The sequence below is a fragment of the Sphingomonas sp. genome (genome assembly GCF_042095875.1).
Taxonomy (GTDB): domain Bacteria; phylum Pseudomonadota; class Alphaproteobacteria; order Sphingomonadales; family Sphingomonadaceae; genus Sphingomonas.
Genome location: NZ_JBELMJ010000020.1, coordinates 1 through 20,826, shown reverse-complemented (window position 1 = coordinate 20,826; position 20,826 = coordinate 1). Strand labels below are relative to the sequence as shown.

Genomic DNA, 20,826 nt, shown 5'->3' with positions numbered 1-20,826 from the left:
ATGCGGACGATCGGGCTGATCGGCGGAATGAGCTGGGAAAGCTCGGCGCAATATTACCGCATCATCAACCAGGCGGTGCGACGCCGGCTGGGGAGCACGCACTCGGCCAGGAGCGTGATGGTGTCGGTCGACTTCGCCGAGATCGCCGCGCTCCAGCACGACGGCGAGTGGGACGCGCTGGCGGCGCGCATGGTCGAGGCGGCGCGGGCGGCTGAGCGCGGCGGGGCCGAGCTGCTCGCCATGTGCACCAACACGATGCACCGCGTCGCGGAGGCAGTCGCGGCCGAGGTCGACGTGCCGCTGGTCCACGCGGTCGACGCGACCGCCGCGGCGGTAACGCGGGCGGGGCACACGCGCGTCGGGCTGCTCGGCACCGCGTTCACGATGGAGCAGCCATTCTACGTCGAGCGGCTGCGCGAGTACGGGCTGGACGTGATCGTGCCGACGAGCGCCGATCGCGGGATCGTCCACGACGTGATCTACCGCGAGCTGGTGCAGGGCGTGGTGCTCGACTCGTCGCGCGCGCTGTACCGCGACGTGATCGCGCGGCTGGTCGCGCGCGGCGCGGAGGCGATCGTGCTCGGCTGCACCGAGATCATGCTGCTGATCGGGCCCGACGACAGCGCCGTGCCGCTGTTCGACACGACCGAGCTACATGCGCTGGCGATCGTGGACGCCGCGTTGCAATGATCGAGTCGCTGGCGTGATCGCCGCGCCGCCCGGCGGGTTCGTCGGCCCGGTCAAACGGTCGATCACGATCGCGGGACACCAGACCTCGATCAGCCTTGAACCGATGTTCTGGGAGGTGCTGGAAGCCGAGGCGGTGGCGCGCGCGCTGCCCTTGTCGGCATTGGTCGCGCAGATCGACGCGCTGCGGATCGTCGAGCGCGACCCGCCTAACCTCGCCAGCGCGCTCCGCACGTGGTTGCTGGCACAATCGCGCGACGAAGGTGCGAGTGGGTCGCATTAGCGTTGACAGTGCGAACGACTCTCAATAGCTGAAGTCCCACAAAAAGGGGGTTCGTTTCATGTCATCCACCGCGTCGTCGTTCCTGGCGCTGTCCTGTGTCGGGTTCATCGCCAGCGCACCCGCCGCCGCGGAGGCGCCGAGGAGCGCGCCGCTGGCCGCCGGCGTCGGCGCGAACGTGCAGGACGGGCGCGGGCAGATCGAGCGCGACGACATCGTCGTCACCGGCACGCCCGAGGCGAAGCCGCCCGCGGTCGAGAGCCCCAAGGCGACCTCCGCGCTGATCGACACGCCGCAGACGATCACCGTCATCTCCGACCAGACGCTGAGGAAGCAGAACCTGCTGACGCTGCGCGACGCGTTGCAGACGATCCCCGGCATCACCTTCGGTGCGGGCGAGGGCGGCGGGGGCTACGGCGACTCGATTAACCTGCGCGGCTTCTCCGCCAACAACGACGTCACCGTCGACGGGGTGCGCGACAGCGCGCAATACAGCCGCACCGACCCGTTCAACCTCCAGCAGATCGAGGTCTATAACGGGGCCAATTCGGTGTTCAACGGAGCTGGCAGCGTCGGCGGCACGATCAACCTCGTCACCAAGGAGCCGCGGGCGGAGGACCTGACGATCGCGCAGGGGGCGGTCGGCACCGACGATTACTATCGCGCCTCGATCGACGCCAACAAGCGCGTCGGCGAGATGGTGGCGGTGCGATTGAACGGCATGTTCCACCGCAACGACGTGCCCGGGCGCGACGTGGAGAAGTTCAAGCGCTGGGGCGTCGCGCCCGCGGTGACGATCGGCGTCGGCGGCCCGACCAGCCTGACGCTCGCCTACGTCCACCAGGAGGATCGCAACACGCCGATCTTCGGCGTTCCATATTTCGAGAACACGATCAACGACGGCCCGCTGCCCGGCACCAGCCGGTCCGATTATTACGGCATCGTCAATCTCGATCGGCAGGACATCACGGTCGACCGCCTGACCGCCACCTTCCGCCACGCGGTCAACGACCAGCTCTCGGTGCGCAACCTGACGCGGTGGCAGCGCGTCGGCCAGAACAGCGTGACCAGCGCACCGCAGGGGACCTTCTGCTTGGCGGGCACGGGACGCCAGCCGGTGACGGCGACGATCAACGGCACGGTCGGCGCGCCGTGCCCGACCGGGCTGGCGCCCGGTTTCTGGCAGCCGTCGGGCCCGCGCGGGCTGGTGCGCGAGCAGGAGAACCAGCTGCTATACAACCAGACCGACCTGCGGATCGAGGCGGGCGAGAAGGGCGGCATCCGCAACGTCGCCAACATCGGCGTCGCGGGCACGATCGAGGATTACGACCTGGTGCAGGGTTCGCTGACGCGCACCGCGTCAGGTGCGGCGGTGCCGTTGCCGATCCTGCCGATCGTCGCGCCCGACACGACCTATACCGGCCCGGTCAATCGCACGGTGACCGCGATCTCCTCCGCCGAGTCGCGCAACCTGGCGGTGTACGCGTTCGACACGCTGGAGCTCGGGCCGCTGTTCGAGCTGAACGGCGGCGTGCGGTGGGAGACCAACCGCAACACCTTCCGCGCGCACCCGCTCGCGTTCGTGCCGCCGGGCGCGACGCAGGTGACCGCGCTGGCGCAGGTGCCGCAGCTCAGCCGCGAGCGGTTGTTCTCCTACCGCGTCGGCGCGGTGTTCCACCCGGCCCAGAACGTCAGCCTGTACGGCGGCTACGGCAATTCGAGGACGCCGTCGTCGGCGACCGTGCGCGCGGGCTGCGGCACGCTCGCCACGCCGACCGCGGCCGATCCGTGCGCGGTGGCGCCGGAGACGGCGAAGAACTACGAGGTCGGCGCGAAGGCGGGGCTGTTCAACCGGCGGCTGGAGCTGACCGCCGCGCTGTTCCGCAACGAGCGCACCAATTACCGCGTGCCGTCGAACGACCCCGCGCTGCCCAGCTCGCTCCAGGTGCTCGACGGGCGCAGCCGCGTCGACGGCATCGCGCTGGGCGCCAGCGGCAACGTCACGCGCGATTGGACGATCTTCGCCAATTACACCTATCTCGACAGCGAGGTGCTGCAGTCGGTGTCCGACTTCTGCCGCGACAATCCGCGCGGCTCGGCGGCCAACCCGGCCGGCAACGGATGCACCAACTCGGTCGCGATCCCCGACCCGCAGGCGGGGAGCCGGCTGGTGCAGACGCCCAAGCATTCGGGCAGCCTGTTCACCACCTATCGCCTGCCGTTCGGGTTGGAGGTCGGCTACGGCCTGACCTATCAGGGATCGTTCGTCGCGAACTCGCCGGTGGTGGCGACGGGCGACGTGGTCGCGCCGCAGTTCACGGTCGACGATTACCTGATCCACCGCGCGTACATGGCGTACAGCTTCCGCGAAGGATTGACCCTGCAGCTCAACGTGCAGAACTTCACCGACGAGCGCTACTTCACCTCCGTGCGCAACAACATCAACGCGACCACGGGCGTGGTGTCGGGGGGATGGGCGGCACCGGGCGAGCGGCGGCAGGCGGTGCTGAGCCTGTTCTACAGCTTCTGACCCAAGGACGGCGCCCATGTTGATCGCGATTCCCGACGTGCTGGACGACGCAGGGATGGCGCGGTTGCGCGGCGTGATCGACGCGGGCGCGTGGGAGGACGGCAATGCGACGTCCGGGCCGCAATCCGCGCTTGCCAAGCGCAACGAGCAATTGCCCGAGGACGACGCCGCCGCGCGCGAGGGCGGGGCGCAGGTGCTCGACGCGCTGGGGCGCTCGGCGCTGTTCGTGGCCGCCGCGCTGCCGCTCAAGGTCTATCCGCCGTTGTTCAACCGCTACGCCGGCGGGCAGGCGTTCGGCATGCACGTCGACAATGCGGTGCGCATCCGCCGCGGCAGCGACTTCCGCATCCGCTCCGACCTGTCGGCGACGCTGTTCCTGTCCGATCCGGTCAGCTACGATGGCGGCGAGCTAGTGATCGAGGACCAGTTCGGCGAGCAGCGCGTCAAGCTGCCCGCCGGGCACCTGGTGCTCTACCCCGCCTCCAGCCTCCACCGCGTCGAACCGGTGACGCGGGGCACGCGCGTCGCCTCGTTCTTCTGGATACAGTCGATGGTGCGCGACGACGGCGCACGCCGCATCCTGTTCGAGCTCGACCAGGGCGTGCAGGCGGTGGCGCGGTCGCCCGAGCAGGGTGGGCTGGGGCAGGCGGACGCGGCGACGATCCGGCTGACCGGCGTGTACCACAATCTGCTGCGCCGCTGGGCTGATGCGTGAGCGTTGCGATTGACTTGCAATAGCCCGCGTGCGAGCGTGATCGCGCGGGTCGGGGGACATCTGGCATGAACAAGCTGAAGTGGCGCAAGGCGTGGTTCCAGGTTCACAAGTGGATCGGGCTGCTGCTGGTCGCGCTGATCATCCCGATCTCGCTGACGGGCGCCGCGTTGGTGTGGCACGACGCGCTCGACCGGCTGGTCAACCCCGCGCGCTACGCGGTGTCGGGGCAGGCGCTGCTGCCGCTCGACCGCTACGTCGCGGCGGCGCGCACGCGGATGGCGCCGGGCGACCGCGTCGCCAATCTGGTGCTGCCCGAGGAAGGGAACGGTCCCGTCACCGTGACGGTCGCGGGCGCGCCCAAGCCCGGTGCCAGGCCGCAGCCCGGCCCGCCGCCGCGCACGATGATCTTCCTCGATCCGCCGAGCGCGCGCGTGCTCGACGTGGCGAGCAACCGCGGCGGGCTGGTGCGCACGTTGCACGTGCTGCACGGCAGCCTGATGGTGCCGGGCGTGGGGCGCAGCATCGTCGGCTGGATCGGCGTCGCGATGATGCTGTCGAGCTTTACCGGATTGTGGCTGTGGTGGCCGACCGTCGGGCGCTGGGCGCGGGGCTTGCGCTGGAAGCGGCATCGCAACACCGACACCAATCTGCACTACCTGACCGGCTTCTGGGTCGCATTGCCGCTGTTCGTGCTGTCGCTGACGGGGGCGTGGATCAGTTTCCCCGCGTTCTTCGGCGCGCTGGTGGGTGAGGGCGCGCGGGGGCCCGGCGGTCCGGGTGGCGGGCGCGCTGCCATGATGCGCGCGCGCCCGCTCGACCGGCCGGCGCTGCCGCTGGCGCAGGTCGTGGCGCGCGCCAAGCCGGTCGGGCCGGAGGCGCGGCTGCGCACGATCGTGTGGCCGACCGATCTCAAGTCCGACTGGACCGTGTCGTACGACACGCAGCCGATGCGCACGGTGACGGTCGCCGACGACAGCGGCGTCGCCGCGCCCGAGCGCAGCCGCGGCGGCCCGAGCGTCGCGCGCTGGATGCGGCGCATCCACGACGGCACCGACATGGGCTGGCTGTGGCAGGCGATCATCTTCGCAGGCGGCGTGATCCCCGCGCTGCTGGGCGTCACGGGCGTCATCATGTGGTGGCGCGCGCGCGGGTGGAAGGCGGACCTGGCGCGGCGGCAGCGCGCGAAGCGCGTCGCGGTGGCGGCGGAATAGGCGCGCGCGGCGGCGGCGCGGGCCGAGGCACGCAGCGGGCGCTTTCGCAATCGCTTCGCCGCCGCTATCGCGCGCAGCCATGACCGAACCCACCTTCACGCCGTCGCTCAAGGCCGAGACCTTGGTCGAGGCGCTGCCCTACCTGCAACGCTATGCGGGCAAGACGTTTGTTGTGAAATACGGCGGGCACGCGATGGGCGATGAGCAGGCGCAGCGCGACTTCGCCGAGGACGTGGTGCTGCTGAAGGCGGTCGGCATCAACCCGGTGGTGGTGCACGGCGGCGGGCCGCAGATCGGATCGATGCTGAAGCGGCTGGGCGTCGAGTCGCGCTTCGTCGACGGCCTGCGCGTCACCGACGCGGAGACCGCGCGGATCGCGGAAATGGTGCTGGCGGGCTCGATCAACAAGGAGATCGTCAGCTGGATCGGGCGCGCCGGCGGGCGCGCGGTCGGCATCTCGGGCAAGGACGCGGGGCTGGTCCAGGCGGAGAAGGTCGGCACCAGCCGCGAGGCCGATCCGCTGCAGGGAATCGAGCGCCACGTCGACCTGGGCTTCGTCGGCGAGCCGGTCGCGGTCGACCGCCGCATCATCGACACGCTGTCCGCCGACGGGATCATCCCGGTGATCGCGCCGATCGGGATCGGCGCGGACGGCCACACCTACAACATCAACGCCGACACGATGGCGGGCGCGATCGCGGCGGCGCTGGGCGCGGCGCGGTTCTTCCTGCTGACCGACGTGGCGGGCGTGCTCGACAAGCAGCGCGAACTGCTGACCGATCTCGACCCCGGGCAGGTCCGCCGCCTGCGCGACGATGGCACGATCACCGGCGGGATGATCCCCAAGCTGGAGACGTGCGTCGCCGCGGTAGAGGCCGGGGTCGACGCGGCGGTGGTGCTCGACGGCCGCATCCGCCACGCGATGCTGCTGGAAATCTTCACCAAGCGCGGTGCGGGTACGCTGATCCGGCGCGGCGCCTAGCGCCGATGGCTCGGTGGAGCGCGACCGCGTGACGTTGAAGCGGCTCTGCGCGGCGCTGTCGATGATGGCGGCGCTGCCGTGTTCGGCGCAGGTGCCGCCGCCGCCGCCGCTGCCGGGGCAGGATGCGCTGGCAGCGCGGCTGATGCGGGCGATCACGCACAAGGATCTCGACGCCTACGCCGCGCTGCTCTCCGACGCGGTTCGCGTCGACGAGGATGGGCGGCAGGTGGCGTCGAACAAGGCGGAGTGGCTGAACCGCTACGGCCCGAAACTCGCCGCGAAGGGCGTGACGTTCAGGATCGTCTCGGGCTTCTCCTCCACCCCGCGGTTGCTGTTCGTCGAGTATTACAACTCGGCCGCCAGTTGGGGCGGCCTGCCGCGGCATTGCTGCTGGTCGTACGACGCGGTGGCGTACGACATCCGCGACGACAAGGTGATCGCCATCCACCGCCTGCGCGGCGGGGACCGGCAGGTACCGATCGATGGTCAGCCGGGCGAGTGAGGCCCGATCAACCGCGGAGGCTCGCGGCGAAGCAGGCGAGGGGAACCCGTATCGTCCGCTCGCGTAGGACGTTTCGTTTCACGCCCGCATCGTCTAGAGCCGGCGTGACCCGTTCGGAGACGATTGCCCCGTGCTGACGCTGACCATCATCCAGATCCTGCAGGTTCTGCTCAACGTTTTGTGGTGGGTGATCATCATCCAGTTCGTGCTGTCGATGCTGATCGTGTTCAACGTCATCAACACGTCGAGCCCGTTCATCCGCTCGCTCCACGACGGGCTCGACCGGCTGACCGAGCCGCTCTACCGCCCGATCCGCCGCATGCTGCCCAACACCGGCGGCATCGATTTCGCGCCGATGATCGTGCTGGTGGCGATGGCGATCCTGAACATCATCCTGAACAACGTGGGTGCGGCAATGTTGTCGGGCGGCAACGCGATCTGAGCGGGCGCGGCACCGCGGCGGTCGCGGTGCTGGCGAAGCGGGCCGCTGCGCTCTAAGGAGGTCGGCATGAGCGCACGGATCATCGACGGCAAGGAGTTCGCGGGGCGCTTGCGCGCGCGGGTGGCGACACAGGTCGAGCGCGTCGTCGCCGCGTCGGGGCGCAAGCCTGGGCTGGCGGTGGTACTGGTCGGCGAGGACCCCGCTTCGTCGGTCTACGTCCGCAGCAAGGGCAAGGCGACGACCGCCGCCGGCATGGAGAGCTTCGAACACCGCCTGCCGGCCGATGTGGGCGAGGACGCGCTGATCGCGCTGGTCGACCGGTTGAACGCCGATCCTGCGGTCGACGGCATCCTGGTGCAGCTGCCGCTGCCGCGCCACATCGACGAGCGGCGCGTCATCACGCGGATCGACCCGGACAAGGACGTCGACGGTTTCCACCCGGTCAATGCCGGGCGGCTCGCCACCGGGCTGCCAGGCTTCGTGCCGTGCACCCCGCTCGGCTGCCTAATGCTGCTCAAGGACGTGCATCCGCACCTGGCGGGGCTGGAGGCGGTGGTGATCGGGCGATCGAACATCGTCGGCAAGCCAATGGGGCAGCTGCTGCTGCAGGAAAGCTGCACCGTCACGATGACGCACAGCCGCACGCGCGACCTGTTCGCGCACGTCCGTCAGGCCGACATCGTCGTGGCGGCGGTCGGCATTCCCGGCTTTGTCAAGGCGGAGTGGATCAAGCCGGGCGCTAGCGTGATCGACGTCGGCATCAACCGCACCGATGCGGGCCTGGTCGGCGACGTCGATCCGGCGGCGGCGGAGGTCGCGGGCGCGATCACCCCGGTGCCGGGCGGGGTCGGGCCGATGACGATCGCGGTGCTGATGCGCAACACGCTGATCTCCGCCGCGCGGCGCGAGGGCGTGACGCTGGACGACGATCTGTGAGCGGTCGCGTGCGCCGCCGGGTCTGGGCGGGTGAGCGCGGCTGATGCTCGAGCTGTTCGTTTCCTCGTTCGTCACCTTCTTCGTGGTGATCGACCCGCCGGGGTGCGCGCCGATCTTCGCCGGGCTGACCGCGGGCGCGACCGCGGCGCACCGCCGCGCGATGGCGGTGCGCGCGGTGATCGTGTCGGCGGTCATCCTGCTGGTCTTCGCGCTGGTCGGCGAGCCGCTGCTCCACGGGCTCGGCATCGAGCTGGCGTCGTTCCGCATCGCGGGCGGCATCATGCTGTTCCTGATCGCGCTGGAGATGGTGTTCGAGAAGCGCACCCAGCGGCGCGAGGACCGCGCGGCGAAGGTACAGGCGACCTCCGAGGTCGAGGACGTGTCGATCTTCCCGATGGCGATGCCGATGATTGCGGGGCCGGGGTCGATCGCGACCGTGATGCTGCTGATGGCGCGCAACAACGGGATCGAGCGCTCGCTGGTGGTGTTCGGCGCGCTGCTCGCCAACCTCGTGCTGATGTTGGTCGCACTGCTCGCGGCGGGCCCGCTGATGCGCGTGGTGGGGGCGAAGATCGAGGCGGTGGTGACGCGCATCCTGGGCGTGCTGCTCGCCGCACTCGCGGTGCAGTTCGTGATCGACGGCGTGATGGAGCAGCTGCACTAACGGCAGAAGCTGGTGCGGTCGTCCTCCAGGTGGAGGTGGTCGCGGTGCGCGGCGTTGTAGTCGGGCGACAGCACGGTGCCGAAGCGGCGGCACGCCGAGGTGTGGATCGTCTGCAGGAAGCGGCGCACATCGGCGTCGGGTGAGTTCCAGTCGCGCTCGACGCTGACGCGGCGGCCGTCCTTCAACTCGAACGTCGCGACGTCGATCGCGTTGGCGATCGCGTGGCCGGAACGGCGCGCCGGTCCGCGCGTGCCGACGGTGTTGCGGCACGCGTAGCTGCCCATGCTGACGATGCGCGACAGTTCGGCGCCGAGAATCTGGTAAGCGGCGGGTGCGACGCCGTTGCGCGCCCACGCGGCGAAGGCGCGCGCCTCGCCGCAGCGGATCGCGCCGAGGTTCGCGGTCGGCACGCCTATGTCGAGCAGCTTGACCGTGCCGGTCAGCGCGCAGCCCGGCCCCATCTGACGATCGGGCAGCGGCTGGAACGTGACGCCCATCTCGCGCAGGTCGGCGAAGCAGCGCTGCGTCTCGCGCGCGCTCGGCGCGTCGGCGATGCGCGGCGCGGTGGCGGGACGCTCGCCGCGGCCGCAGGCGGCGAGCGCCAGCAGCGACGCAACAGCGAGGCTGCGCGCGATCACGCGGTGGTCGCCCGGCCCGGCGCGCGCGTGCGGCGTGGCCCGCGCGTCGGCGCGAGTGCGCGGGCACTGGCGATGAACGGGTCGAGCAGCGCGGCGCGCAGCCCGTGCGGGTCGGGCGTGCCGTCGTCGACGCCGAAGCGGCGCACCTCGCGATCGGCTGAGGGCATCCAGAAGGTGCCGAACAGGTGATCGAACACCGCGAGCACGTCGCCCATGTTGCGGTTGTGATGGCGCGGATCGTCGGAATGATGGATCTGGTGGTGCGCGGGCGCGAGCAGCCAGCGGCCCCAGCGCGGACCGAAGGTGATCCACAGGTGGCTGTGCTGTAGATGGGTCAGCAAGGTCGCGACCGTCAGCGCGATCAGGTTGGTGCCGCCGATCGTGAGCGGCGTCGCGGCGTGGCCGAGCACGACCACCAGCACCGCCTGCGTGCACCCCAGGAACAATGCGAGAATGTTAGCGAACAGAATCGTGTCGACCGGGTGGACGCGGAAGTTGGTGAGCAGCGACAGGCTTTCCGCCTGGTGATGGACCTTGTGGAAATGCCACAGCCACGGCACGCGGTGCATCAGCCAGTGATCGATGAAATAGGCGAACTCGTAGGCGACGAACAGCACCAGCGTGGCGAACGCGACGGCGAGCCAGCCGGGCAGCCACGGGTGGAGCGGCGTGCCGAGCCACGGTTGAAGCTCAGCGCGGACGAACTCGGCGCTGACCAGCGTCCAGCCGATCGCGACGCCGGTGATCGTGATCCCCGTCAGCGCGAACCAGGCGTCGGTGCGTCCCGACGGTGTGCCGAACAGCCGCCGCGGCAGCAGCACGCGCCGCAGCACCCGCCACGACACGCCGCGTCCGCGCCGCCGGTGCGCCACCGCCACCGCGAAGGCGGCGAGCGAGAGGAGGAGTGCTGGCAGCGACATGGTCGAGCCGGGCGCGAGGAACGTGGCGGCGAGCCGCGTCGCCGACGCGCCCGCGAAGCCGGTCACCGCGTGCGCCAGCGCGGCGAGCGCCTCGCTCGCGCGCGCGGTCCAGTCGGCCAGCCATGATGCGTCCACGTTCGCGCTGCTCCGCGTAGGGTGAAGCCGCGGGGTAGCGCGCGCTTTCCTGCTGCCGCGTTAACGATGCGCTCGGCTGCGGCGGACCGGTGCGCTCGGTCGATCAGTCGCGCCAAACCAGCGAACGGCGAGGCGCATCGACCCACGTCAGCGGTTGACGCGCGCGGCCAATTGCTTCAGCGCGGTCGACGGGCCACGCGGTCCCAACGCCGCGCGTGCTCTCTGTGAGGAGAGTTATACATTGACTGACACGTTCACCGCCGACGCCACCCGTCCGTCCGCCGACCAGGCGCCCGCGAAGCCCGCGACCAAGCCGGCTCGCCCGCATTTCTCGTCCGGCCCCTGCGCCAAGCCGCCGGGCTACGATCCTGCCAAGCTCGCCATCGACGTGCTGGGGCGCTCACACCGTTCCAAGCTCGGCAAGCAGCGGCTGCAATATTGCATCGACCTGATGCGCGAGCTGCTGCGACTGCCCGACACGCACCGGATCGGCATCGTCCCGGGCTCCGACACCGGCGCGTACGAGATGGCGATGTGGACGATGCTGGGCGCGCGCCCGGTCACCGCGCTGGCGTGGGAGAGTTTCGGCGAGGGCTGGGTGACCGACGCGGTCAAGCAGCTGAAGATCGATCCGACCGTGATCCGCGCCGACTACGGGCAACTGCCCGACCTCACCCAGGTCGACTGGTCGAACGACGTGCTGTTCACCTGGAACGGTACCACCAGCGGCGTGCGCGTGCCGAACGGCGACTGGATTGCGGAGGATCGCGAGGGTCTGTCGTTCGCCGACGCGACCAGCGGCGTGTTCGCCTACGATCTGCCGTGGGACCGGATCGACGTCGCGACGTTCAGCTGGCAGAAGGTGCTGGGCGGCGAGGGCGCGCACGGCGTGCTGATCCTGGGGCCGCGCGCGGTCGAGCGGCTGGAGAGCTACACCCCCGCCTGGCCGCTGCCCAAGGTGTTCCGCCTGACCAGCAAGGGCAAGCTCTCCGAAGGTATCTTCAAGGGCGAGACGATCAACACGCCGTCGATGCTGGCGGTCGAGGACGCGATCTGGTCGCTCGAATGGGCGAAGTCGCTCGGTGCGGGCGGGCTGATCGCGCGTTCCGACGCCAATGCCGCCGCGCTCGACCGGATCGTGGCGGAGCGCGACTGGCTCGGGCATCTGGCCGCGGACGAGGCCTCGCGGTCGAAGACCAGCGTGTGCCTGACGGTCGCGGGCGCGGACGAGGCCATGATCAAGAAGATGGCGTCGCTGCTCGAGGCGGAGGGCGCGGCGTACGACGTCGCCGGCTACCGCGACGCGCCGCCGGGCTTGCGCATCTGGTGCGGTGCGACGGTCGACAGCGCCGACATTGAGGCGCTCGGGCCGTGGCTCGACTGGGCCTACGCGCAGGCGAAGGCGTAATCTTTCCTAGCCCTCTCCCCTCTGGGCAGAGGGTTGGGTGAGGGGGCGGCCCGAGACGTTGTTATCGGTGAGACACGCGCCCCTCACCCCGACCCTCTCCCCGGCGGGGAGAGGGAGCTATTCACTCCCATATCGGAGCTTCCCCATGCCCAAGGTACTGATTTCCGACAAGATGGACCCGCGCGCGGCGCAGATCTTCCGCGAGCGCGGGGTCGAGGTCGACGAGATCACCGGCAAGACGCCCGACGAGCTGAAGGCGATCATCGGCGATTACGACGGCCTCGCGATTCGTTCCTCGACCAAGGTGACCGCCGACATCTTGGAGCACGCGACCAATTTGAAGGTGGTGGGCCGCGCCGGGATCGGCGTCGACAACGTCGACATCCCGGCGGCGTCGGCGAAGGGCGTGGTCGTGATGAACACGCCGTTCGGCAATTCGATCACCACCGCCGAGCACGCTATGGCGCTGATGTTCGCGCTCGCGCGGCAGCTGCCCGAGGCGGACGCGTCGACGCAGGCGGGCAAGTGGGAGAAGAACCGCTTCATGGGGGTCGAGCTGACCTCCAAGACACTGGGGCTGATCGGCGCGGGCAACATCGGCTCGATCGTCGCCGACCGCGCGCGTGGGCTCAAGATGCGCGTGGTCGCGTTCGATCCGTTCCTGACGCCTGAGCGAGCGGTCGAGATCGGCGTCGAAAAGGTGACGCTCGACGAGCTGCTCAGCAGAGCCGACTTCATCACGCTGCACACGCCGCTGACCGACCAGACCCGCAACATCCTGTCGGCGGAGAACATCGCCAAGACCAAGAAGGGCGTGCGCATCATCAATTGCGCGCGCGGCGGCCTGATCGACGAGGCGGCGCTGAAGGACGCGCTCGATAGCGGCCAGGTCGCGGGCGCCGCGCTCGACGTGTTCGTCGAGGAGCCGGCCAAGGCGTCGCCCTTGTTCGGCACGCCCAATTTCGTCTCCACCCCGCACCTGGGCGCGTCGACCACCGAGGCGCAGGTCAACGTCGCGATCCAGGTGGCCGAGCAGATGGCCGACTACCTCGTCTCGGGCGGCGTCACCAACGCGCTCAACATGCCGAGCCTGTCGGCGGAGGAAGCGCCCAAGCTGAAGCCCTACATGGCGCTGGCGGAGAAGCTCGGCAGCCTGGTCGGGCAGCTGTCGCACGGTGCGATCGACCGCATCTCGGTTCACACCGAGGGTGCCGCCGCCGAACTGAACCAGAAGCCGATCACCAGCGCGGTGCTCGCGGGGTTCCTGCGCACGCAGACCGCGACCGTCAACATGGTCAACGCGCCCTTGCTGGCGCGCGACCGCGGCGTCGAGGTGCGCGAGATCAGGAGCGAGCGCGAGGGCGACTATCACACGCTGGTGCGCGTTTCGGTCCGCACTGCGGACGGCGAGCGCTCGGTCGTCGGCACCTTGTTCGGCGACGCCACGCCGCGGCTGGTCGAGCTGTTCGGGATCAAGGTCGAGGCCGATCTGGCCGGGCCGATGCTCTACGTCGTCAACGAGGACGCGCCGGGGTTCATCGGCCGGCTGGGCACGTTGCTGGGCGAGGCGGGTGTCAACATCGGGACCTTCCACTTGGGGCGGCGCCAGGCGGGCGGCGAGGCGGTGCTGCTGCTCTCGGTCGATGAGGCGGTGACGGGCGACCTGCTCGCGCGCGTCAAGGCGCTGCCGGCGGTGAAGACCGCGATGGGGCTGATGTTCTGAGGTGACGCGCGGAGGGGAGGAAGGCGTCTAGTCCTCTCCCCTCCGGGGAGAGGGTTGGGTGAGGGGTTGCGCCAAGCGCTGCCCTCCGGAATGTTCGTGCCATGCAGACCGATCCCGTGCCTCGCAACCGCGCCCGTCGCTTAAGGCGCGAGATGACCGAGCCGGAACGGCTGTTGTGGTCGGTTCTCCGCAACCGCCAACTGCACGGCTATAGGTTCTCTCGCCAAGTCGTCATCGGCAGCTACATTGCCGACTTCTGCGCGCGCGAACACGGGCTCATCGTGGAGGTTGACGGCGACACCCACGCGAGCGACGGAGCGCGTGACGAGCGACGGACGGCGTGGCTCAAGACGCAAGGTTACCAAGTGATCCGTTTCACCAACGGCGAAGTGTTGCATAATCTGGATGGCGTGCTCGCCACGATTGCGATGGCGCTCCGGGCAGCCCCTCACCCCAACCAGCGTCGGGTTCACCTTGCCCCGCAAGGTGAAGGTCGTGCTGGGAGCACGACCGACCCGACGCTCCCCGCAGGGGAGAGGGAGCAGGTAGCGTGACCGCGCTCCTCCCCGAAGGGCTGCGCGACCGGCTGCCGCCGCACGCCGACGCTGCCGCGGCGATCGAGGCGCGCGTGCTCGCCGCGGTCGGCCTGCACGGCTACGAGCGCGTCGACCCGCCGCTCGCCGAGTACGCCGAGAGCCTGTCGACGCGGCTCAAGGCCGGCGGGCTGACCGACGCGGTGCGCTTCGTCGATCCGGTGTCGCAGCGCACGCTCGCGGTCCGACCCGACCTGACCGCGCAGGTCGCGCGGGTCGCCGCGACGCGGATGGCGCACCACCCGCGTCCGGTGCGCCTCAGCTACGCCGGCTCGATCCTGAAGCTGCGCGGCGGGCAGCTGTCGCCCGCGCGCGAGCTGCGCCAGATCGGTGCCGAGCTGATCGGGCTCGACTCGGTCGCCGCCGCGCGCGAGGTCGTGACCGTCGCGGTCGAGGCGCTGGAGGCGGCGGGCGTGTCGGGCGTGTCGATCGACTTTACGCTGCCCGACCTGGTCGACGCGCTCGCCGCCGGCGCGCTGCCGGTCGCGGCCGACCGGCTCGCGTCCTTGCGCGACCGGCTCGACGCCAAGGATGCCGGCAGCGTCGCGCAGATCGCGCCCGCCTACCTGCCGCTGGTCGAGGCTGCCGGGCCGTTCGACCAGGCGCTGGCGCGGTTGCGCGCGTTCGACACCGCGGGGGTGCTGGCATCGCGGCTCGACGGCCTGGCCGAGATCGCGCGCGCGGTCGACGGGCGCGTCGCGATGACGCTCGACCCGACCGAGCGGCACGGGTTCGAATATCAGAGCTGGCTCGGCTTCTCGCTGTTCGCGCGCGGCGCGGGTGCGGAGATCGGTCGCGGCGGCACCTACACGATCGTTCACGAAGGCGGCGCGGAGGAGGCGGCGACCGGCTTCTCGCTCTACGGCGACCGGCTCGCGAGCGAGCCCGCACCCGAGCGACGGCGCCTGTTCCTGCCGCTCGGCACGCCGGCGCGGGAGGGCGCGGCGATGCGCGCCGCGGGCTGGGTCACGGTCGCGGCGCTGGAGGCCGGCGACACGCCGGAGGCGCAGCTGTGCACGCATCGCTACGCCGACGGTGGCGCGCAGCCGCTGTAGGGCACGACCGCTGGGCTCGCGCGTTTCCAAGCCATCGATAGCGACGCGGGATGGCAGATGGGCAGGATGGTCGACGGCGCGTGGCACGCCGGCAAGGTGACGGACGACGCCGAGGACGGCGTGTTCGAGCGGCAGGAGTCGGGGTTCCGCGACTGGATCACCGCGGATGGCGAGCCCGGGCCCGACGGGCAGTCCGCCCGGCCTGCGGCGAGGGGGCGCTACCATCTCTACGTCAGCTACGCCTGTCCGTGGGCGCATCGTACGCTGATCGTCCGTGTGTTGAAGGGGCTGGACGCGATCATCCCGGTGTCCGTCGTCGACCCGGTGATGCTCGACGATGGCTGGACGTTCGACACCGCGCGCGGCGGGACCGGCGATCCGCTGCACGGTGCCGATTTCCTGTGGCAGCTCTACGCGCGCGCACGCCGCGATTATACCGGCAAGGTCACCGTGCCGGTGCTGTGGGACCGCGAGACGGAGACGATCGTCAGCAACGAGTCGGCGGAGATCATCCGCATGTTCAACGCGGCCTTCGACGAACTGGGCGCGACGCCCGGCGACTTCTATCCCGCGCCGCTGCGCGCGGAGATCGACCGGGTCAACCACGACGTCTACGAACGGGTGAACAACGGCGTGTACAAGGCCGGCTTCGCGACGACGCAGCAGGCATACGAAGAAGCGGTCCACCCGCTCTTCGCGACGCTGGATATGCTGGAGCAGCGGCTGCACGGGCGCGAGTGGCTGGTCGGCGACCGGATGACCGAGGCCGACATCCGGCTGTTCACCACTCTGGTCCGGTTCGACGCGGTGTATCACGGCCATTTCAAGTGCAACATCCGCCGGATTCAGGACTATCCGGCGCTGGAGGCCTTGCTGGAGCGGATGCTCGCGACCCCGGCCATCGCCGAGACCGTGCACCTCGATCACATCAAGACTCATTACTACGCCAGCCACCGCGACCTGAACCCGTGCGGCATCGTTCCGGCCGGCCCCGACTTGCCCTGGGCCGGACGCACTGCCGGCGGTTGACCCGCCTTCGCCGCGCGGCTACCCGCGCCGCGAACAATTCGGAACCGTTCGCGCGCCGAGCCCTGTCGAAGGGCGCGCGGACCATACGCGGCAGGCGGAGTTCTGTATCTCATGGCGAACGTAGCGGTGGTCGGCGCCCAGTGGGGCGACGAGGGCAAGGGCAAGGTCGTCGACTGGCTGGCCGAGCGCGCCGACGTGGTGGTCCGATTCCAGGGCGGGCACAATGCCGGCCACACGCTGGTGGTGGGCGAGAACGTCTACAAATTGTCGCTGCTGCCGTCGGGCATCGTGCGCGGCACGCCGTCGGTGATCGGCAACGGCGTGGTGCTCGACCCCTGGGCGCTGCGCGACGAGGTCGGGCGGTTGGGCGAGCAGGGCGTCGTTGCGACGCCCGATACGCTGCGCATCGCCGACACCTGCGCGCTGATCCTGCCGTTCCACCGCGATCTCGACGGGTTGCGCGAGGACGCGAGTGGGGCGGGGAAGATCGGCACGACGCGTCGCGGCATCGGTCCGGCGTACGAGGACAAGGTCGGCCGGCGCGCGCTGCGCGTCTGCGACCTGGCGCACCTGGACGACCTGGGGCCGCAGCTCGACCGGTTGTGTGCGCATCATGATGCGCTGCGCGCCGGTTTCGGCGAGGCGCCGATCGACCGCGACCGCCTGCTCGCCGACCTGCGCGAGATCGCCGACTTCGTGCTGTCGTTCGCCAAGCCGGTGTGGCGCGACCTGAACGAGGCGCGCGAGCGCGGCCGCCGCATCCTGTTCGAGGGCGCGCAGGGCGTGCTGCTCGACGTCGATCACGGCACCTACCCCTACGTCACCTCGTCCAACACGATCGCGGGCACCGCGGCGGGCGGGTCGGGGCTGGGGCCGGCGGCGGTCGGTTTCGTGCTCGGCATCGCCAAGGCGTACACGACGCGCGTCGGATCGGGGCCGTTCCCGACCGAGTTGGACGACGAGACGGGCGAGCGACTGGGTACGCGCGGGCGCGAGTTCGGGACGGTGACGGGGCGCAAGCGGCGCTGCGGCTGGTTTGACGCGGTGCTGGTGCGCCAGTCGGCGGCGGTCAGCGGCATTACCGGCATCGCGCTGACCAAGCTCGACGTGCTCGACGGGTTCGAGACGATCAGCATCTGCACGGGTTATCGCCTGCGCGGGGAAGAGCTCGATTACTATCCGGCGCATGCGAAGGATCAGGCGGAGGTGGAGCCGATCTACGAGGAGATGGAAGGCTGGTCGGGGTCGACCGCGGGCGCGCGCAGCTGGGCCGATCTGCCGGCGCAGGCGATCAAGTACATTCGCCGCGTCGAGGAACTGATCCGCTGCCCGGTGACGCTGGTGTCGACCAGTCCCGAGCGCGAGGACACGATCCTGGTGCGCGATCCGTTCACCGATTGAGCGCAGTCCAGGCGCGTGAATATGGAAAGGCCCGGGAGTGATCCCGGGCCTTCGTCGTTTCAGCGATGTGCGCGGATCAGAAACGCGGCGGCGTGGTGCCGGTCGTCGTACCCATCGTGCTCATGGTGCCGTTCGGGTCGGTCGGGCTCGGCGTCATGGTGCTCGAGTTGGGTGTCATGGTGCTCGAGTTCGGCGTCATGGTCGACGCGTTCGGCGTCGTCGTGCGCGGTGTCATCGTCGAGCGGTTGCGCGTGCGCGAGCGGGTCGAGCGCGTCGTGCTGGTCGACGGGTTGCTCATCGTCGAGTTGGTCGTGGTGGTGGTCGTCGACGTGCTCGGCGAGGTCTGATCCATCGTGCCCATCGTGCCGGTGGGCGACCCCATCGTGCCGGTCGGGCTGCCCATCGTGCCGGTCGTGGTACCCATGCCGGTGCCGGTCGAACCGCCGGTCGTCTGCGCCGACGCGAGGGCGGGAAGTGCGAGTGCGGCGGCGGCGATCGAAATCATCATACGCATGTTGTTCTCTCCTACGAACTGTCGCCAACAACGGCGTGATCGCCAGGACGTTCCATGCGAAGAGCGCCGCCAGCCCGAATGGTTACGGGCGTCCGATAAAGATTATGTGGGATTACGCGCGTCTATTTACTTGCCATAATCGGCATCGTGTCTGCCGTCCGCGCGTAGAACTGCTCGCCGATGGGCGAAGACATTACCGTTTCGAAACGATCACCCGCATTGCGCACGGTGGAGCAGCGACTGATCGGCGAGCACCAGCGCCATCATCGCCTCGACCACGGGCACGCCGCGGATGCCGACACACGGGTCGTGCCGCCCGCGGGTGGCGATCTCGGCCGCTGCACCGTCGCGGTCGACCGTTTTCACGGGTGTCAGGATCGAACTGGTCGGCTTGAACGCCACGCGTAGCCGGATCGGCTGGCCGGTCGCGATCCCGCCCGCGATGCCGCCGGCGTGGTTGGCGAGGAAAGCCGGGCCGTCCGGGCCGGGGCGCATCGGGTCGGCATTCTGCTCGCCCGACAGGCTGGCGGCCGCGAAGCCGTCGCCGATCTCGACGCCCTTCACCGCATTGATCGACATCGCGGCGGCGGCGAGTTCGCTGTCGAGCTTGGCGTAGAGCGGCGCACCCCAGCCGGCGGGGACACCGGTCGCTTCGCACGCGACGATCGCGCCGAGCGAGGAGCCGGCCTTGCGCGCGGCGTCGACCTTCGCCTCCCACCGCTCGGCGGCCTGCGCGTCGGGGCAGAAGAACGGGTTGGCGTCGATCTGCGCGTCGTCGAAGTTCGCTGGGTCGATCGCGTCGCCGCCGATCGCCTCGACCCAGGCGCGCACGCGCACCTGCGGCACGACCAGCCGCGCGACCGCGCCCGCCGCGACCCGCGACGCGGTCTCGCGCGCCGACGATCGCCCGCCGCCGCGATAGTCGCGCAAGCCGTATTTCGCGTCATAGGCATAGTCGGCGTGGCCGGGACGATAGGCCTTCGCGACCTCCGAGTAATCCTTCGAACGCTGGTCGACGTTCTCGATCATGAGGCTGATCGGCGTGCCCGTCGTCCGGCCGTTGAACACACCCGACAGGATGCTTACTTGGTCGGGCTCGCGGCGCTGCGTGGTGAAGCGCGAGGTGCCGGGGCGGCGGCGGTCGAGCCACGGCTGTATGTCGTCCTCGGTGAGCGCGATGCCGGGCGGGCAGCCGTCGACCACCGCGCCGATCGCAGGCCCGTGGCTCTCGCCCCAGGTGGTGAAGCGGAACACGCGGCCGAAGGTGTTGTGGCTCATGCAGCGTGACGGGTGCCGGTCACCGTTGTCTGCGTGCCATTCAGCAGAGAAGCGATCGAGAGATCCTCGTCGAGTTCGTCCCAATGGAGGCCCGTCGGGCTTATCCAAACTTGATCTAATTCATGACGTGATCGGTTCAGCAATCGCGGGAACCAGGCGAGCGGTACGCCGATGGTACGACCATCGTCGAGGCAGACCCACATCTGGTCTGTGTCGAAGGTGACCTCAGTCGCTCGTACCGAAATGTTCATGCCATGCTTTCTCGATCTCTGCTCGTCGGGCACCAACGACATTGCTGATCCACCGCTGGGTACGAGCATCGAAGCCATGATTATAGGCAAACTTGACGTCTGGATAAAGCCACAGCTTGGCGTCGCCCAACCCGCGCTTCGCGACATGAATATGGACCGGCTCACGCGGGTCGCCTTCGCCGGAGTAGAAATGGAAGCGGAAGCCATCCTCGCTGAAAACCTGTGGCATCAACGCTTCCTCAGCGTGTCGGCCGACACGAGCTTGCCGGCCTCATCGCGCAGGAACCAGAAAAGCCACCCGTTGAGCTGGTGGCCCGCGACTGCCACCCCGGCAGGAGACAGGCCGGAGTAGACGACACCGTTCATCTCGACACCGTGATCGGTGATGGTAGCTTCGACGATGCGGCCGTCGCGGAAACGATGTTCGAGCTTCGAGCCCACTTCGAACTGCACGCCTTCGCTTTCCCAGAAGGTGGCGTTTGTTACCGCATCAGGTTCTTCGGAGCGCGTGAGCCCCAGAGCCTCCCGCACGACGTCCCCTTCGGATACGCTCTCGCTGGGGCGTCGGCGCGTAATCTCCTTGAACGTCTCGAAGTCAATCTCGATCATCGGCATACGTGCGCCTATTACAGATTAGGGCACCTCGCCTAAAGCTATTTACACTCTACGTAAAGCGTCATTCACTTTGCCCGCTCACGCCAGCGCGATGTCGGGTGCGTCCTCGGCCTTCATGCCAATGACGTTGTAGCCGGCATCGACGTGGTGGATCTCGCCCGTCACGCCGGACGCGAGGTCGGACAGGAGGTACAGCCCCGCGCCGCCGACGTCGTCGATCGTCACGTTGCGGCGCAGCGGCGAGTTGAGCTCGTTCCACTTCAGGATGTAGCGGAAATCGCCGATCCCGCTCGCCGCCAGGGTCTTGATCGGACCCG

At 69.5% G+C, this 20,826-nt stretch carries 24 protein-coding genes; 17 read left to right on the top strand and 7 right to left on the bottom strand.

The features are described from left to right. The 10 genes from ACFDS6_RS08935 (at position 1) to ACFDS6_RS08890 (ending at position 8,949) form a co-directional block, all read left to right on the top strand. Positions 1–690, top strand: coding sequence for an aspartate/glutamate racemase family protein (locus ACFDS6_RS08935; protein ID WP_375271807.1), 690 nt, complete (start codon positions 1–3; stop codon positions 688–690). Between the two features lie 13 nt (positions 691–703). Then, positions 704–970: a ribbon-helix-helix domain-containing protein gene (locus tag ACFDS6_RS08930; RefSeq protein ID WP_375271806.1), complete on the top strand. Its 267-nt coding sequence runs from the start codon at positions 704–706 to the stop codon at positions 968–970. Between the two features lie 58 nt (positions 971–1,028). Continuing rightward, positions 1,029–3,497, top strand: coding sequence for a TonB-dependent receptor (locus ACFDS6_RS08925; RefSeq protein ID WP_375271805.1), 2,469 nt, complete (start codon positions 1,029–1,031; stop codon positions 3,495–3,497). 16 nt (positions 3,498–3,513) lie between these two features. Further along, positions 3,514–4,212, top strand: coding sequence for a Fe2+-dependent dioxygenase (locus ACFDS6_RS08920; RefSeq protein WP_375271804.1), 699 nt, complete (start codon positions 3,514–3,516; stop codon positions 4,210–4,212). Positions 4,213–4,277: 65 nt separating this feature from the next. After that, on the top strand, positions 4,278–5,423 hold the full coding sequence (locus ACFDS6_RS08915; protein WP_375271803.1) for a PepSY-associated TM helix domain-containing protein: 1,146 nt from the start codon (positions 4,278–4,280) through the stop codon (positions 5,421–5,423). Between the two features lie 79 nt (positions 5,424–5,502). Then, positions 5,503–6,405, top strand: coding sequence for an acetylglutamate kinase (gene argB / locus ACFDS6_RS08910; protein WP_375271801.1), 903 nt, complete (start codon positions 5,503–5,505; stop codon positions 6,403–6,405). Positions 6,406–6,418: 13 nt separating this feature from the next. Next, complete coding sequence (locus tag ACFDS6_RS08905) at positions 6,419–6,907, top strand: hypothetical protein (RefSeq protein WP_375271800.1); 489 nt, start codon at positions 6,419–6,421, stop codon at positions 6,905–6,907. 130 nt (positions 6,908–7,037) lie between these two features. Then, positions 7,038–7,349: a YggT family protein gene (locus ACFDS6_RS08900; protein WP_375271799.1), complete on the top strand. Its 312-nt coding sequence runs from the start codon at positions 7,038–7,040 to the stop codon at positions 7,347–7,349. Between the two features lie 66 nt (positions 7,350–7,415). Continuing rightward, complete coding sequence (folD, locus tag ACFDS6_RS08895) at positions 7,416–8,285, top strand: bifunctional methylenetetrahydrofolate dehydrogenase/methenyltetrahydrofolate cyclohydrolase FolD (RefSeq protein WP_375271798.1); 870 nt, start codon at positions 7,416–7,418, stop codon at positions 8,283–8,285. A 43-nt stretch (positions 8,286–8,328) separates the two neighbouring features. Further along, positions 8,329–8,949, top strand: coding sequence for a MarC family protein (locus tag ACFDS6_RS08890; RefSeq protein ID WP_375271797.1), 621 nt, complete (start codon positions 8,329–8,331; stop codon positions 8,947–8,949). On the opposite strand, the gene ACFDS6_RS08885 is transcribed toward ACFDS6_RS08890, so the two are convergent. Both ACFDS6_RS08885 and ACFDS6_RS08880 read right to left on the bottom strand, forming a co-directional pair. Beyond that, positions 8,946–9,584 carry an extensin family protein gene (locus tag ACFDS6_RS08885; protein WP_375271834.1) on the bottom strand — a complete coding sequence of 213 codons (639 nt, stop codon included), beginning with the start codon at positions 9,582–9,584 and terminating at the stop codon, positions 8,946–8,948. The genes ACFDS6_RS08890 and ACFDS6_RS08885 overlap by 4 nt on opposite strands. After that, entirely contained in the window at positions 9,584–10,642 is a 1,059-nt protein-coding gene (locus ACFDS6_RS08880) for a sterol desaturase family protein (protein ID WP_375271796.1), read from the bottom strand. The genes ACFDS6_RS08885 and ACFDS6_RS08880 overlap by 1 nt, the downstream gene beginning before the upstream one ends. 241 nt (positions 10,643–10,883) lie before the next feature. On the opposite strand from ACFDS6_RS08880, the gene ACFDS6_RS08875 reads away from it, so the two are divergent. The 7 genes from ACFDS6_RS08875 (at position 10,884) to ACFDS6_RS08845 (ending at position 18,198) form a co-directional block, all read left to right on the top strand. Then, a complete protein-coding gene (locus ACFDS6_RS08875; RefSeq protein WP_375271795.1) occupies positions 10,884–12,050 on the top strand; it encodes a phosphoserine transaminase in 1,167 nt (388 codons plus the stop codon). Positions 12,051–12,195: 145 nt separating this feature from the next. Beyond that, on the top strand, positions 12,196–13,773 hold the full coding sequence (serA, locus tag ACFDS6_RS08870; RefSeq protein ID WP_375271794.1) for a phosphoglycerate dehydrogenase: 1,578 nt from the start codon (positions 12,196–12,198) through the stop codon (positions 13,771–13,773). Between the two features lie 101 nt (positions 13,774–13,874). Next, positions 13,875–14,327, top strand: coding sequence for an endonuclease domain-containing protein (locus ACFDS6_RS08865; RefSeq protein ID WP_375271793.1), 453 nt, complete (start codon positions 13,875–13,877; stop codon positions 14,325–14,327). Further along, a complete protein-coding gene (locus tag ACFDS6_RS08860) occupies positions 14,324–15,421 on the top strand; it encodes an ATP phosphoribosyltransferase regulatory subunit (protein ID WP_375271792.1) in 1,098 nt (365 codons plus the stop codon). The genes ACFDS6_RS08865 and ACFDS6_RS08860 overlap by 4 nt, the downstream gene beginning before the upstream one ends. A gap of 57 nt (positions 15,422–15,478) precedes the next feature. Continuing rightward, positions 15,479–16,450, top strand: a complete 972-nt coding sequence (locus tag ACFDS6_RS08855; RefSeq protein ID WP_375271791.1) for a glutathione S-transferase family protein — start codon at positions 15,479–15,481, stop codon at positions 16,448–16,450. Between the two features lie 111 nt (positions 16,451–16,561). Then, positions 16,562–17,851: an adenylosuccinate synthase gene (locus ACFDS6_RS08850; RefSeq protein ID WP_375271790.1), complete on the top strand. Its 1,290-nt coding sequence runs from the start codon at positions 16,562–16,564 to the stop codon at positions 17,849–17,851. Between the two features lie 65 nt (positions 17,852–17,916). Next, positions 17,917–18,198 carry a hypothetical protein gene (locus tag ACFDS6_RS08845; protein ID WP_375271789.1) on the top strand — a complete coding sequence of 94 codons (282 nt, stop codon included), beginning with the start codon at positions 17,917–17,919 and terminating at the stop codon, positions 18,196–18,198. A 377-nt stretch (positions 18,199–18,575) separates the two neighbouring features. On the opposite strand, the gene aroC is transcribed toward ACFDS6_RS08845, so the two are convergent. The 5 genes from aroC to ACFDS6_RS08820 all read right to left on the bottom strand — a co-directional run. Then, the gene (gene aroC / locus ACFDS6_RS08840) at positions 18,576–19,643 is read right to left on the bottom strand and encodes a chorismate synthase (RefSeq protein WP_375271788.1); all 1,068 of its coding nucleotides are present in this window, start codon (positions 19,641–19,643) and stop codon (positions 18,576–18,578) included. Next, positions 19,640–19,894: a DUF2442 domain-containing protein gene (locus tag ACFDS6_RS08835; protein ID WP_375271787.1), complete on the bottom strand. Its 255-nt coding sequence runs from the start codon at positions 19,892–19,894 to the stop codon at positions 19,640–19,642. The genes aroC and ACFDS6_RS08835 overlap by 4 nt, the downstream gene beginning before the upstream one ends. Then, the gene (locus tag ACFDS6_RS08830) at positions 19,869–20,123 is read right to left on the bottom strand and encodes a DUF4160 domain-containing protein (protein WP_375271786.1); all 255 of its coding nucleotides are present in this window, start codon (positions 20,121–20,123) and stop codon (positions 19,869–19,871) included. The genes ACFDS6_RS08835 and ACFDS6_RS08830 overlap by 26 nt, the downstream gene beginning before the upstream one ends. Next, positions 20,123–20,509 (bottom strand): hypothetical protein, encoded by a 387-nt coding sequence (locus tag ACFDS6_RS08825; RefSeq protein WP_375271785.1) that lies wholly within the window; start codon positions 20,507–20,509, stop codon positions 20,123–20,125. The genes ACFDS6_RS08830 and ACFDS6_RS08825 overlap by 1 nt, the downstream gene beginning before the upstream one ends. Before the next feature lie 78 nt (positions 20,510–20,587). Next, on the bottom strand, positions 20,588–20,826 hold a 239-nt coding region (locus tag ACFDS6_RS08820), incomplete at its 5' end, for an SDR family oxidoreductase (RefSeq protein WP_375271783.1).

Bases quoted from the DNA above. Each gene is read 5' to 3' on its own strand.
- ACFDS6_RS08830 (WP_375271786.1), bottom strand. From the start codon at position 20,123: ATGCCACAGGTTTTCAGCGAGGATGGCTTCCGCTTCCATTTCTACTCC.
- ACFDS6_RS08835 (WP_375271787.1), bottom strand. From the start codon at position 19,894: ATGAACATTTCGGTACGAGCGACTGAGGTCACCTTCGACACAGACCAG.
- folD (WP_375271798.1), top strand. From the start codon at position 7,416: ATGAGCGCACGGATCATCGACGGCAAGGAGTTCGCGGGGCGCTTGCGC.
- ACFDS6_RS08920 (WP_375271804.1), top strand. From the start codon at position 3,514: ATGTTGATCGCGATTCCCGACGTGCTGGACGACGCAGGGATGGCGCGG.
- ACFDS6_RS08890 (WP_375271797.1), top strand. From the start codon at position 8,329: ATGCTCGAGCTGTTCGTTTCCTCGTTCGTCACCTTCTTCGTGGTGATC.
- ACFDS6_RS08855 (WP_375271791.1), top strand. From the start codon at position 15,479: ATGGGCAGGATGGTCGACGGCGCGTGGCACGCCGGCAAGGTGACGGAC.
- ACFDS6_RS08915 (WP_375271803.1), top strand. From the start codon at position 4,278: ATGAACAAGCTGAAGTGGCGCAAGGCGTGGTTCCAGGTTCACAAGTGG.
- ACFDS6_RS08865 (WP_375271793.1), top strand. From the start codon at position 13,875: ATGCAGACCGATCCCGTGCCTCGCAACCGCGCCCGTCGCTTAAGGCGC.
- argB (WP_375271801.1), top strand. From the start codon at position 5,503: ATGACCGAACCCACCTTCACGCCGTCGCTCAAGGCCGAGACCTTGGTC.
- ACFDS6_RS08845 (WP_375271789.1), top strand. From the start codon at position 17,917: ATGTGCGCGGATCAGAAACGCGGCGGCGTGGTGCCGGTCGTCGTACCC.
- aroC (WP_375271788.1), bottom strand. From the start codon at position 19,643: ATGAGCCACAACACCTTCGGCCGCGTGTTCCGCTTCACCACCTGGGGC.
- ACFDS6_RS08935 (WP_375271807.1), top strand. From the start codon at position 1: ATGCGGACGATCGGGCTGATCGGCGGAATGAGCTGGGAAAGCTCGGCG.
- ACFDS6_RS08925 (WP_375271805.1), top strand. From the start codon at position 1,029: ATGTCATCCACCGCGTCGTCGTTCCTGGCGCTGTCCTGTGTCGGGTTC.
- serA (WP_375271794.1), top strand. From the start codon at position 12,196: ATGCCCAAGGTACTGATTTCCGACAAGATGGACCCGCGCGCGGCGCAG.
- ACFDS6_RS08825 (WP_375271785.1), bottom strand. From the start codon at position 20,509: ATGCCGATGATCGAGATTGACTTCGAGACGTTCAAGGAGATTACGCGC.
- ACFDS6_RS08850 (WP_375271790.1), top strand. From the start codon at position 16,562: ATGGCGAACGTAGCGGTGGTCGGCGCCCAGTGGGGCGACGAGGGCAAG.